Annotated in this window: 8 protein-coding genes; all 8 read left to right on the forward strand. The window is 71.0% G+C overall.

Annotated features, from left to right (window positions below):
• Positions 1–17 precede the first annotated feature (17 nt).
• On the forward strand, positions 18–3,722 hold the full coding sequence (locus GXP76_RS28210) for a ThuA domain-containing protein (RefSeq protein WP_242574439.1): 3,705 nt from the start codon (positions 18–20) through the stop codon (positions 3,720–3,722).
• Between the two features lie 273 nt (positions 3,723–3,995).
• Positions 3,996–7,673, forward strand: a complete 3,678-nt coding sequence (locus GXP76_RS28215) for a ThuA domain-containing protein (protein ID WP_242574440.1) — start codon at positions 3,996–3,998, stop codon at positions 7,671–7,673.
• A 129-nt stretch (positions 7,674–7,802) separates the two neighbouring features.
• On the forward strand, positions 7,803–8,930 hold the full coding sequence (locus tag GXP76_RS28220) for an inositol-3-phosphate synthase (protein ID WP_242574441.1): 1,128 nt from the start codon (positions 7,803–7,805) through the stop codon (positions 8,928–8,930).
• The gene (locus tag GXP76_RS36075; RefSeq protein ID WP_374362878.1) at positions 8,927–10,465 is read left to right on the forward strand and encodes a UbiA family prenyltransferase; all 1,539 of its coding nucleotides are present in this window, start codon (positions 8,927–8,929) and stop codon (positions 10,463–10,465) included. Before GXP76_RS28220 ends, GXP76_RS36075 begins: the two co-directional genes overlap by 4 nt.
• Complete coding sequence (locus GXP76_RS28230) at positions 10,462–11,307, forward strand: sugar phosphate isomerase/epimerase (protein ID WP_242574442.1); 846 nt, start codon at positions 10,462–10,464, stop codon at positions 11,305–11,307. Before GXP76_RS36075 ends, GXP76_RS28230 begins: the two co-directional genes overlap by 4 nt.
• Positions 11,304–11,945, forward strand: coding sequence for an EboA domain-containing protein (locus tag GXP76_RS28235; RefSeq protein WP_242574443.1), 642 nt, complete (start codon positions 11,304–11,306; stop codon positions 11,943–11,945). Before GXP76_RS28230 ends, GXP76_RS28235 begins: the two co-directional genes overlap by 4 nt.
• Entirely contained in the window at positions 11,945–12,793 is an 849-nt protein-coding gene (locus GXP76_RS28240) for a TatD family hydrolase (protein ID WP_242574444.1), read from the forward strand. Before GXP76_RS28235 ends, GXP76_RS28240 begins: the two co-directional genes overlap by 1 nt.
• A 4-nt stretch (positions 12,794–12,797) precedes the next feature.
• The coding region (gene eboE, locus GXP76_RS28245) for a metabolite traffic protein EboE (RefSeq protein ID WP_242574445.1) at positions 12,798–13,675 on the forward strand (878 nt) is incomplete at its 3' end.

Below are 13,675 nucleotides of genomic sequence, written 5' to 3' on the forward strand. Positions count from 1 at the left end.
ACTACCGGAGGACTCTCGTGCACCGTCAACGACGTCCCAGAGGCCGATCCCTTCTCGCACTGCTGACCGGCGCCCTGCTCGCGGGGTCGACCCTCAGCGCCGTGCCGGCCAACGCCGCCGACCCCGGAAGACAAGACGCCGCCCCCACGTTTCAGCAGGTGACCCTGGCCAAGGGCGCCGACGAAGCCGGCGAGCCCATGACCCTGGCGGTACTTCCCGACCGCCAGGTCCTGCACACCTCGCGCGACGGCACCCTGCGTATCACCGACGAGGGCGGCACCACCAAGGTGTCCGGCACCCTCGATGTCTACAGCCACGACGAGGAAGGACTGCAAGGGGTCGGCGTGGACCCCGGCTTCGCCCAGAACCGGGCCATCTACCTCTACTACGCGCCCAAGCTCGACACCCCCGCCGGCGACGCGCCCGAAACGGGCACCGCGGAGGACTTCGCCCCCTTCGACGGGGTCAACCGGCTCTCGCGCTTCACGCTGAACGAGGACGGCACCCTCGACGAGGCGAGCGAGAAGAAGGTCCTCGACGTGCCCGCCACACGCGGCACCTGCTGCCATGTCGGCGGTGACATCGCCTTCGACGCGGACGGCAACCTCTACCTGTCGACGGGCGACGACACCAACCCCTTCGCCTCCGACGGCTACACGCCGATCGACGACCGGCCGGACCGCAACCCCGCGTTCGACGCCCGGCGTTCCTCGGGCAACACCAACGACCTGCGTGGCAAGGTCCTGCGCATCAAGGTCGCCGACGACGGCTCGTACACCGTGCCCGACGGCAACCTGTTCGCCCCCGGCACGGAGAAGACGAAGCCCGAGATCTACGCCATGGGCTTCCGCAACCCGTTCCGGATCTCCGTCGACACGGAGACGGGCGTCGTCTACGTCGGTGACTACGGTCCCGACGCGGGCGCGGCCGACCCGGACCGCGGTCCGGCCGGCCAGGTCGAGTTCGCACGTGTCACCGAGGCGGGCAACTTCGGCTGGCCGTTCTGCACCGGCGACAACGAGCCGTTCAAGGACTACGACTTCGGCACCGGCGAATCCGGCGAAGCCTTCGACTGCGCGGCGCCCAAGAACGACTCGCCGCACAACACCGGCCTCACCGACCTGCCGCCGTCCCAGGCCGCCTGGATCCCGTACGACGGGAACAGCGTCCCGGAGTTCGGCGACGGCTCCGAGTCCCCGATGGGCGGCCCCGTCTACAACTACGACGCGGACCTCGACTCCCCGGTCAAGTTCCCCGAGGAGTACGACGGGAACTTCTTCGCCGGCGAGTTCGGCCGCAAGTGGATCAAGCGCATCGACCAGGGTGCCGACGGCACGGTCGACTCGATCAACGACTTCCCCTGGACCGGCACCCAGGTCATGGACCAGGAGTTCGGCCCCGACGGCGCGCTCTACGTCCTGGACTACGGCACCGGCTACTTCGGCGGTGACGAGAACTCGGCGCTCTACCGCATCGAGAACGCCACCGAGGGATACTCACCGGTCGCCGTCGCCAAGGCGGACAAGACATCGGGCACCGGACCGCTGGAGGTGGCCTTCTCGTCGGAGGGCACCGAGGACGCGGACGGTGACGAGCTGACGTACGCCTGGGACTTCGGCGACGGCGGAACGTCGACCGAGCCGAACCCGACCCACACCTTCGAGGAGAACGGCACCTACTCGGCGACCGTCACCGCGAAGGACCCCGGCGGGCTCACCGGCACCGCCTCCGTGCAGGTCGTCGTCGGCAACACCGCGCCCGTCGTGAAGCTGGAACTGCCCGCGCCGGGCACGCTGTTCAACTTCGGTGACGAGCTGCCGTTCAAGGTCACCGTCACTGATCCGGAGGACGGGGAGGACATCGACTGCTCCAAGGTCACCGTCCGCTACATCCTCGGCCATGACAGCCACGGTCACCCGATCACCTCGAAGACCGGCTGCGAGGGCACCATCACGGCGCCCGCCGACGCCGAACACGATCCCAACGCCAACATCTTCGGAGTGATCGACGCCGAGTACACCGACGGCGGAGGCGGCGGTCAGGCCTCGCTCACCGGGCACGGCCAGTCCGAGATCCAGCCGAGGCACCGCCAGGCGGAGCACGCCAACGACTCGTCCGGCACCACCGTGACGGAACGTGACGGAGCCAACGGCGGCAAGACCGTCGGCTCCATCTCGAACGGCGACTGGATCTCCTTCGAGCCGTACCACCTGGCCGGGGCCGCCAAGCTCACCGCGCGGGTCTCCTCCGGCGGCGCCGGAGGCACCCTGGAGGTGCGGGCGGGCTCGGCCGACGGTGAGGTCCTCGGCTCGGCCGAGGTGCCCGTCACCGGCGGCTGGACCACGTTCGAGGACGTCGAGGTGGCCCTGACCGGCGCCCCGGCGGAGACGACCGACCTCGTCCTGACCTTCAAGGGCGGCGAGGGCGACCTCTTCGAGGTGGACGACTTCGAGATCACCGGGGAGGCGCCCGCCGCGGCCGGCGAGCGCGTCCTGGTCTTCTCCAAGACGGCGGGCTTCCGCCACGACTCCATCGAGGCCGGCACCGAGGCCCTGAAGGAGCTGGGGGAGTCCACCGAGATCACGGTCGAGTCCACCGAGGACGCGGGAGCGTTCACCGCGGACAATCTCGCGGACTACGACGCGGTGGCGTTCCTCTCCACCACCGGTGACGTGCTGAACGCCGAGCAGCAGAAGGCGTTCGAGGAGTACGTCGCCGGGGGAGGCGGCTATCTGGGTGTCCACGCCGCCGCCGACACCGAGTACGAGTGGGAGTTCTACGGCGGTCTGGTGGGGGCCTACTTCGACTCCCACCCGGCCATCCAGCCCGCCACGGTGAAGGTCGAGGACCACGATCACCCGGCCACGGCCCATCTGGAGGACACCTGGGACCGTACGGACGAGTGGTACAACTACCGCACCAACCCCCGTGAGCAGGCCCGGGTGCTCGCCTCGCTGGACGAGTCGAGCTACGAGGGCGGCAACATGTCCGGCGACCACCCGATCGCCTGGTGCCAGACCTACGAGGGCGGCCGGTCCTTCTACACCGGGGGCGGCCACACCAAGGAGTCGTACGCCGAACCGGCCTTCCGTGACCATCTGCTCGGCGGGCTCAAGTACGCCACCGGACAGGTCGAGGCCGACTGCACACCGGCGGGCGGCACCGACCCGGACCCGGGGTACACGGATATCTTCGACGGGAAGTCGCTGGACGGCTGGAAGCAGGCCGGACCGGGACAGTTCGACGTCGTCGACGGTGAACTGCGTTCCCAGGGCGGCATGGGCCTGCTCTGGTACGAGGCGAAGGAACTCTCCTCGTACTCGCTCAAGCTCGACTGGAAGATGCAGGGCGACGACAACTCCGGTGTCTTCGTGGGCTTCCCGGCCTCCGACGACGTCAACTCGGCCGTGGACAACGGCTACGAGGTCCAGATCGACGCCACCGACGCCGACGACCGCACCACGGGATCGGTGTACGGATTCCAGGCCGCCGACATCGGGGCGAGGGACGAGGCCCTCAAGCCGCCGGGCGAGTGGAACAGCTACGAACTCAGGGTCGACGGGGAGCGCCTCCAGGTGTTCCTCAACGGGGTCGAGATCAACGACTTCACCAACACCGACCCCGTCCGCAGCCTGAAGGACGGTCATATCGGCCTGCAGAACCACGGCGACGACGACCAGGTCTCCTTCCGGAACATCCAGCTCAAGGAGGGGCCTGCGTAGCCGGCACGGCGAGGTGACCGGGGCGTGCCCGGCGGTGGTCCGAAACCGCCGCCGGGCCGTCCGGTCTGCCATTTCTGCCTTTGTCCACAACTGGGAAAAAGTTGAACCCAATTGCTGCGCAAGGTCTTTCCGGCACGGACCAACCGGGCTAACGTCCAGCGAGATGTAGGGGGCACGTTGCTCGCACAGGACGGGTCCCAGCATGCCGGGAGCGGCGCTTCGGCGTCCCTCGGCATCCGCACGTACGAACAGCCCCACCCCCGGAGGACTTTCGTGCTCAGAAGACGCCATAGATCCAGATCCCTCCTCGCGCTCGTGGCCGGTGCCCTCATCGCCGGCACCATCTCCGCCGTCCCCGCCGCCGCCCACCCGGACGATCCCCATCCCGCGGACGGCACCTTCCAGCAGGTCGCCCTCGCCAAGGGCGCCGACGAGGTCGGCGAGCCGATGTCGCTGGCCGTCCTGCCGGACCGCCAGGTCCTGCACACCTCGCGCGACGGCACGCTCCGCATCACCGACGCCGCCGGCGACACCAAGGTCGCGGGCAAGCTCGACGTGTACACGCACGACGAGGAAGGCCTCCAAGGCGTCGGTATCGACCCCGACTTCGCCGAGAACCGCGCGATCTACCTGTACTACTCCCCGGTGCTCGACACCCCCGCCGGTGACGCACCCGAGACGGGCACGGCTGCCGACTTCGCCCCCTTCGACGGGTACAACCGGCTCTCCCGCTTCACGCTGAACGAGGACTTCACCCTCGACGAGGCCAGCGAGAGGAAGGTCCTCGACATCGAGACCAACCGCGGCGTGTGCTGCCACGTCGGCGGTGACATCGCCTTCGACGCGGACGGCAACCTCTACCTGTCGACGGGCGACGACACCAACCCCTTCGCCTCCGACGGCTACACGCCGATCGACGACCGCGCCAACCGCAACCCGGCCTTCGACGCCCGGCGCACCTCCGGCAACACCAACGACCTGCGCGGCAAGGTCCTGCGGATCAAGGTCGCCGAGGACGGTTCGTACACCATCCCCGAGGGCAACCTCTTCGCCCCCGGCACGGCCAAGACCCGCCCCGAGATCTACGGAATGGGTTTCCGCAACCCCTTCCGCATCAACGTCGACCAGAAGACCGGCATCGTCTACGTCGGTGAGTACGGCCCCGACGCGGGCGCGGCGTCCGAGACCCGCGGCCCGGCCGGCCAGGTCGAGTTCGCCCGCATGACGGAGGCCGGCAACTTCGGCTGGCCGTACTGCACCGGCGACAACGACGCCTACCGCGACTACGACTTCGCGACCGGCACCTCCGGCCCGGCCTTCGACTGCGCCGCGCCGAAGAACGACTCGCCGCACAACACCGGCCTCACCGACCTGCCGCCGTCCCAGGCCGCCTGGATTCCCTACAACGGGAACAGCGTGCCGGAGTTCGGCGACGGCTCCGAGTCCCCGATGGGCGGCCCGGTCTACAACTTCGACCCGGAGCTGGAGTCCGCGGCGAAGTTCCCGGAGGAGTACGACGGCGACTTCTTCGCCGGCGAGTTCGGCCGCGAGTGGATCAAGCGCATCGAGAAGGACGCGGACGGCACCGTCACCAGCATCCACGACTTCCCGTGGACCGGCACCCAGGTCATGGACATGGAGTTCGGCCCCGACGGCGCGCTCTACGTCCTCGACTACGGCCGCGCCTGGTTCGGCGGCGACGAGAACTCGGCCGTCTACCGGATCGAGAACATAGCCAACGGCCGGGCCCCGGTCGCCAAGGCCACCTCCAGCAAGACGTCGGGAACGGCGCCGCTGCGGGCGAACTTCTCCTCCGCGGGCACCGTGGACCCGGACGGTGACGAGATCACCTACGCCTGGGACTTCGGCGACGGCGGCAAGTCCACCGAGCCCAACCCCAGCTACGTGTACAAGAAGAACGGGACCTACACCGCGACGCTGACCGTCACGGACCCCGACGGGAACACCGGCAACTCCTCCGTACGGGTCGTGGTCGGCAACACCGCGCCCAAGGTGAAGATCACCGTGCCCGCCGACGGCGCCCTGTTCAAGTTCGGTGACAAGCTGCCCTTCAAGGTCACCGTCACCGACCCCGAGGACGGTCCGATCGACTGCTCCAAGGTAACCGTCAACTACATCCTCGGCCACGACAGCCACGGCCACCCGATCACCTCGGCCAAGGGCTGTGAAGGCACCATCACCGCCCCGGCGGACGGCGAGCACGACCCCAACGCCGACATCTTCGGAGTCATCGACGCCGAGTACACCGACGGCGGAGGCGGCGGCCAGGCCGCGCTCACCACGCACGACCAGGTCCAGCTCCAGCCCCGCCACCGGCAGGCCGAGCACTTCTCCCACGCGTCGGGCATCAAGACCTACGACAAGGCGTCCGCCAACGGCGGCAAGACCGTCGGGGACATCGACAACGACGACTGGATCTCCTTCACCCCGTACAACCTGACCGGGTCCAAGACCCTCACCGCCCGGGTCTCCTCCGGCGGTTCGGGCGGATTCCTCGAAGTGCGTACGGGCTCCGCCACCGGCACCCTCCTCGGCTCCGCGCCGATCCCGGTGACCGGCAGCTGGGACACCTTCCAGGACATCGACGTACCGCTGCGCTCGGTGCCCAAGGCCACCACGGAGCTGTTCCTCGTCTTCAAGGGCGGTCAGGGCGCGCTCTACGACCTCGACGACTTCGAGATCAGCGACCAGGCCGCCGGCAAGACCGAGAAGCGGGTCCTCGTCTTCTCCAAGACCGCCGGGTTCCGGCACGACGCCATCCCGGACGGGATAGCGGCCCTGAAGGAGCTGGGCAAGACCAGCAACATCACGGTCGACTCCACCGAGACGGCGGCGCAGTTCACCACGAACAACCTCGCCCGGTACGACGCGGTGGTCTTCCTCTCCACCACCGGTGACGTCCTCAATCCCGAGCAGCAGAAGGCCTTCGAGTACTACATCTCCACCGGCGGCGCCTACATGGGCGTGCACGCCGCGTCGGACACCGAGTACGACTGGGCCTACTACGGCAAGCTGGTCGGTGCCTACTTCTCCGGGCACCCGCAGATCCAGGAAGCCACCGTGCGGGTCGAGGACCACGATCACCCCTCCACCGCACACCTGGACGACGAGTGGCAGCGCACGGACGAGTGGTACAACTACCGTGACAACCCCCGCTCGAACGTGAAGGTCCTCGCCACCCTCGACGAGACGACCTACCAGGGCGGCACGATGAAGGGCGACCACCCGATCGCCTGGTGCCAGACGTACGACGGCGGCCGTTCCTTCTACACCGGCGGCGGTCACACCAAGGCGTCGTACGCCGAACCGGCGTTCCGCGAGCACCTGCTCGGCGGTCTGCGGTACGCGGCCGGACAGGTCAAGTCCGACTGCAAGCCCAACACCGGCTACCGGGACATCTTCAACGGCAAGACCCTGGAAGGCTGGAAGCAGGCGGGCCCGGGCAAGTTCAACATCGGTGGCGGCGAGATGCACACCGAGGGCGGCATGGGCATGCTCTGGTACCAGGCCAAGGAACTGGGCTCGTACTCGCTGAAGATGGACTGGAAGATGGACGGGGACGACAACTCCGGTGTCTTCATCGGCTTCCCGGCCTCCGACGACCCCTGGTCGGCCGTCAACAACGGCTACGAGATCCAGATCGACGCCACGGACGCGGCGGATCGCACCACCGGCGCGATCTACGGCTTCAAGTCGGCCAACATCAAGGCCAGGGACCAGGTTCTGCGGCCTCCGGGCCAGTGGAACAACTACGAGATCAAGGTGCAGGGTGAGCGGGTCCAGGTCATCCTCAACGGAGTCAAGATCAACGACTTCACCAACAAGGACCCGGCACGCAGCCTGAAGGACGGCTACATCGGCATCCAGAACCACGGTGCCGACGATCAGGTCGCGTTCCGCAACATCCAACTGAAGGAACTGGCCTCCTAGTACACAGGAGGACCACCCGGCCTCCCGGTGAACCACCAGGAGGCCGGCCGCCAGCCGGCGGCGGGCGGGGAGGCGCCGTACCCCCCGCCCGCCGTCAACCAACACACCCACCCGGCAGGGAGGCAGCCCGTGACCACCAACGATTCGACTGCAGGACGTACCGGAGTCTGGTTCGTAGGAGCACGCGGCTCAGTCGCGACGACAGCCGTCGCCGGCTGCGCGGCGGTCACCGCGGGGCTCCATCCCGCGACCGGCATGGTCGCCGAGACCCCGCCCTTCGCGGACTCGGGCCTCCCGGCACTGTCCTCGCTGGTCTTCGGCGGACACGACACCGCGAGCTGCCCCCTGCCGAAGCGGGCCGAAGCGCTCACCGCCGCGGGCGTCCTCCCGCACGGCCTGCCCAACACGATCGCCGCCGAACTCGAAGCGGCCGACGCGGAGATACGCATCGGCGGACCGATGCCCGGCGACACCCGCGACGACGACGAACTCATAGCCGCGTTCGCCGACGACATCACCGCCTTCGTCCGGCGCACCGGCGTCGTACGCGCCGTCGTCGTCAACGTCTCCTCCACCGAGCCCGAGCCCGCCGACGACGACCCGCGGCTGCCGGCCAGCTCCCTCTACGCCGCCGCCGCGCTCAGGGCCGGCTGCGGTTACGTGAACTTCACTCCGTCGACCGGGCTGCGGAGCGCGGCCCTCGCGGACGCCGTCGAGGCCAGCGGACTTCCCCACGCCGGCCGCGACGGCAAGACAGGCCAGACGCTGCTCCGTTCCGTGCTCGCCCCGATGTTCGTCCAGCGCGCCCTCGACGTCAGGGCCTGGTCGGGCACCAACCTGCTGGGCGGCGGGGACGGAGCGGCGCTGGCCGACCCGGCGGCCGCCGCCGCCAAGAACGCGGGCAAGGAGCGGGTCCTCGCCGACACGCTCGGGATCGCGCCCGAGGGCGAGGTGCACATCGACGACGTGCCCGCGCTCGGCGAGTGGAAGACCGCCTGGGACCACATCGCGTTCGACGGGTTCCTCGGCTCCCGCATGATCCTCCAGACCATCTGGCAGGGCTGCGACTCGGCGCTCGCCGCGCCGCTCGTCCTGGACCTGGCCCGGCTGGTGGCCCGCGCCCACGAGGCCGGGCTGAGCGGGCCGCTGCCCGAACTCGGCTTCTACTTCAAGGACCCGGACGGCGGCCCCGCCGCGCTCGCCGAACAGTTCGACGCGCTGCTCTCTTTCGCCGAGCGCCTGAAGGAGAGCAAGTGAGCTTGCGCGCCTGGGCCGAACTCCTGCGGGTGTCCGCGCTGTTCACGGTGCCGGGCGACGCCCTGGCCGGCGCGGCCTCCGCCGGAGTCCGGCCCAATCGCGGTACGGCGCTCGCCGTCGGGGCGTCACTCTGCCTGTACGAGGCGGGGATGGCGCTCAACGACTGGGCCGACCGCGACGAGGACGCCGTCGAGCGCCCGCACCGCCCGATCCCCTCGGGCCGCATCACCCCGAACGCCGCACTGGCGGCGGCCGGCGGCCTCACGGCCGCCGGCCTCCTGCTCGCCTCCCGCGCCGGCCGCCCGGCCCTGGCCCTGAGCACGGCCCTCGCGGCCACGGTCTGGGCGTACGACCTCCGCCTCAAGCACACGGCGGCGGGCCCGGCGGCGATGGGCGCGGCGAGAACCCTGGACGTACTGCTGGGAGCGACGGCGACACGCGCGGCGTCGCCTCGCGCCCCGAAGACCGGCCCGGCGGCGCGGCCCGCCGCCTCGCCGCCCGCGCGGCGGGGCGTACTGGGACGTCTGTCGGCGTGGTCCGGGCCCGGCCCGAATCCGCTCAGCGACTCGGCGAACGGGCTCACCGGCTCGGCCGTCCGTCCCGCGTCCGAGGCCGCCGCCTCGACGGCCCGCCTCTCGCCGCCAGTGGGCCCGGGTGTGCTGTCGGGCCTGTCGGCGTGGGCCGGTGGCCCGACGCCCGGCCCGGCGTCGGAGGCCGCCGGCTCGTCGTCCGCGCGGCGCGGTGTGCTGGCACGTCTGTCGGCCTGGGTGGGTGACCCCACCGCCGGGTCCGGCCGGACTCCGATCGAGAGCTTGGCGAGCGGGCTCACCGGCTCGCTGTCACGTCCCGCGTCCGAGGCCGCCGCCTCGACGGCCCGCCTCGCGCCGTCCGGCCGCTCCAAGGCCGGCCCGGGCCGGGGGCCGGGCGGACCGGCAGCTCGGGGCCGCACCGCGGTCCGGGCGGGCGGCCCCGTCGAGCCCCTGGCCTCCAAGGGCGCCGTACCGGCGGCCGGTTCCGGCCGGGCGCTGTTCCCGCCCGCGTCCCTCGACACCGCCCTGGCCGCCGCGGCGACCGCGGCGGCGCTCACCGGCGCCGGCCCCGCGCCCGGGCACCACGCCGTACCCCGTGCCGCACTCGTCCCCGCCGCCCTCCTCGGGGCCCACACCGTCGCCGTCACCACGGTCTCCCGACGCGAGGTGTACGGCGGTTCCGTCGGGGCGCCCCTCGCCGCGCTCGCTGTCACCGGGGTGCTCGGCGCCCTGGTGGGCCTGCGCCGAACCGACACCGGACCCCCGGGGCTCGTCACCCCCGCGCTCGCCGCGGCCTTCGTCGTCATCGCCGGGCGGTCCTTCCTGCACGCCGCGCTCAACCCGTCACCGCAGCTCACCCAGCGGGCCGTCGGCGGCGGCATCCGGGCGATGATCCCGTTCCAGGCCGCGCTCGCGGCGCGCGGCGGGGCGCCCGGGATCGGACTCGTCGTCATGGGACTCGTGCCGCTGGCCAGGAAGTTCGCGAAGAGGGTGAGTGTGACATGACCATCCGCTACGGATACGGCACCAACGGGCTCACCGATCTGCGCCTGGACGACGCGCTCGGACTGCTCGCCGACCTCGGGTACGACGGGGTCGGGCTGACCCTCGACCACATGCACCTTGACCCGCTCGCCCCGGAACTCGCCGCCCGCACCGCCAAGGTGGCCGCGCGGCTGACCGAACTCGGCCTGGGCGTCACCGTCGAGACGGGCGCCCGCTACGTGCTCGACCCGCGCCGCAAACACGGGCCCACCCTGCTCGACGCCGACCCCGGGGCACGTGCCGCCCGCACCGGACTGCTCGTCACCGCCGTCCAGGTCGCCGCCGACCTCGGCGCGCACGCCGTGCACTGCTTCAGCGGCATCACCCCCGAGGGCACCGACCCGGACACCGCCTGGAAGCGGCTGGAGGAGTCGATCACCCCGGTCCTCGACGCCGCGCGGGCCGCCGGTGTCCCCGTCGCCATCGAACCCGAACCCGGCCACCTCCTCGCCGACATCGCCGGCTTCCACCACCTCAGAACACTCCTCGGCGACCCCGAACCCCTCGGTCTGACACTCGACATCGGCCACTGCCAGTGCCTGGAGCCCGCCCCGCCCGCCGACTGCGTCCGCGACGCCGGGCCCTGGCTGCGCCACGTGCAGATCGAGGACATGCGGCGCGGCGTGCATGAGCATCTGCCCTTCGGGGACGGCGAGATCAACTTCCCGCCCGTGCTTGCCGCGCTCGACGCCACCGGCTACCAGGGCCTGACCGTCGTGGAGTTGCCCCGCCACTCGCACGCCGGGCCCGAAATGGCCCGTACCTCCCTGGACTTCCTGCGCTCGAAGGGAGCACCGGCATGAACCGCGAGACCATCCACGGACCCGACGGATCCGACGGACTCTACGGGCGGCTGGACGCGAAGGCCGTCGCCTGGCTCGACCAGGCACTCGCCGAGGCCGCGGAATCGGCCGAGTCGGCCCAGCGGGGCAGTGCGCCCGACAACGTTGCCGTCCCCCGCTGGGAACTCCGCTTCGCCGCCGCCGGCCGCCACTGCGGCCAGGAGAACGCCGACACCGCCCGCACCCTGCTGCTCCGGCGGGCCGCCGCCGACATCGACACCCTGACCCGCCTCTACCAGCGCGGCACCGCCGCCGAGCGCCGCGCCGTCCTGCTGGCGCTGCCGTACCTCGTCCCCGGCCCCGAGGCCCTGCCGCTGGTCGAGGACGCCCTGCGCACCAACGACACCACGCTCGTCGAGGCGGCCGTCGGCCCGTACGCGGCCGACCACCTCGACCCGCACGCCTGGCGGCACGCCGTACTGAAGTGCCTCTTCACCGGCGTGCCCGTGGCCGCCGTCGCCGACGCGGAACACCGCGCCGGGGGCGACACCGAACTCGCCCGGATGCTCACCGACTTCGCGTCCGAGCGCACCGCGGCGGGCCGGTCGGTACCCGCCGACCTGCACCGCGTACTGAACATGACCGGCGAGGAGTCCTGATGCGCATCTTCGACCCCCACATCCACATGACCTCCCGCACCACGGACGACTACCAGGCCATGTACGCCTCCGGAGTCCGCGCGCTCGTCGAGCCGTCCTTCTGGCTCGGCCAGCCCCGCACCTCGCCCGCCAGTTTCTACGACTACTTCGACGCGCTGCTCGGCTGGGAGCCGTTCCGCGCCGCGCAGTACGGCATCGCGCACCACTGCACGCTCGCCCTCAACCCCAAAGAGGCGAACGACCCCCGCTGCACCCCCGTCCTGGAGGAGCTGCCGCGCTACCTCGTCAAGGACGGTGTCGTCGCCGTCGGCGAGATCGGCTACGACTCCATGACCCCCGCCGAGGACATCGCGCTCGCCACCCAGCTCCAGCTCGCCGCCGAGTACGCGCTGCCCGCGATGGTCCACACCCCGCACCGCGACAAGCTGACCGGGCTGCGCCGCACCATCGACGTGGTACGCGAGTCGAACCTCGACCCCGAGCACGTCCTGCTCGACCATCTCAACGAGACCACGGTCAAGGACGCGGCGGACAGCGGCAGCTGGCTCGGCTTCTCCATCTACCCCGACACCAAGATGGACGAGGACCGGATGGTCGCCGTGCTGCGCGCCCACGGCACCGACCGCGTCCTCGTCAACTCCGCGGCCGACTGGGGCAAGAGCGACCCGCTCAAGACCCGCAAGGTCGGCGACGCCATGCTCGCCGCCGGTTTCTCCGACGACGACGTCGACAAGGTGCTGTGGCGCAACCCCGTCGCGTTCTACGGCCTCAGCGGCAGACTCCAGCTCGACGTACCGGCGCCGGAGGCCCTGCACGAGGGCAACTCCATCCTCCGCGGCGGGGAGTGAGCCCATGCGCTTCCGCCACCCCGACGGGTCCACCGTCCACCTCTCGTACTGCACCAACGTCCACCCCGCCGAGAACCTCGAAGGCGTACTGGCCCAACTGCGCGACCACTGCGAGCCGGTACGCAGACGCCTCGGCCGCGACCGCCTCGGCATCGGTCTGTGGCTCGCCAAGGGCGCGGCCCGCTCCCTCATCAATGACCCTGCCCAACTGCGCGGCCTCAAGGGCGAGTTGGAGCGGCGCGGGCTGGAGGTCGTCACCCTCAACGGCTTCCCGTACGAAGGCTTCGGCGCCGAGGAGGTCAAGTACCGCGTCTACAAGCCGGACTGGGCCGACCCCGAGCGCCTGGCCCACACCACCGACCTCGCCCGCCTCCTCGCCTCGCTGCTCCCCGACGACGTCACCGAGGGCTCCGTATCGACGCTGCCCCTCGCCTGGCGCACCGCCTTCGACGACGCCGCGGCCCGCACCGCGCACGCCGCGCTCACCACTCTCGCCGAACGGCTCGACGCGCTGGAGGAGCTGACCGGCAAATCCATCCGGATCGCGCTGGAGCCCGAACCGGGCTGCACCGTCGAGACCACCGCCGACGCGATCGGACCGCTCACCGACGTCGCCAGCGCCCGTATCGGCATCTGCGTCGACACCTGCCACCTCGCCACCTCCTTCGAGGACCCGGCGACCGCGCTGGGCGCCCTCACCGAGGCCGGTGTCACCATTCCCAAGGCCCAGCTCTCCGCCGCGCTGCACGCCGAACACCCCCACCTCCCCGAGGTGCGCGACGCGCTCGCCGCCTTCGCCGAGCCGCGCTTCCTGCACCAGACCCGCACCCGCACGGCGGCCGGTCTGCGCGGCACCGACGACCTCGAAGAGGCCCTGGCCGG

It is taken from the genome of Streptomyces sp. NP-1717 (assembly GCF_022695985.1).
GTDB lineage: Bacteria > Actinomycetota > Actinomycetes > Streptomycetales > Streptomycetaceae > Streptomyces.

Excerpts from the sequence above, each read along its gene's own strand:
- GXP76_RS28230 (WP_242574442.1), top strand. The coding sequence starts at position 10,462 with ATGACCATCCGCTACGGATACGGCACCAACGGGCTCACCGATCTGCGC.
- GXP76_RS28235 (WP_242574443.1), top strand. The coding sequence starts at position 11,304 with ATGAACCGCGAGACCATCCACGGACCCGACGGATCCGACGGACTCTAC.
- GXP76_RS28240 (WP_242574444.1), top strand. The coding sequence starts at position 11,945 with ATGCGCATCTTCGACCCCCACATCCACATGACCTCCCGCACCACGGAC.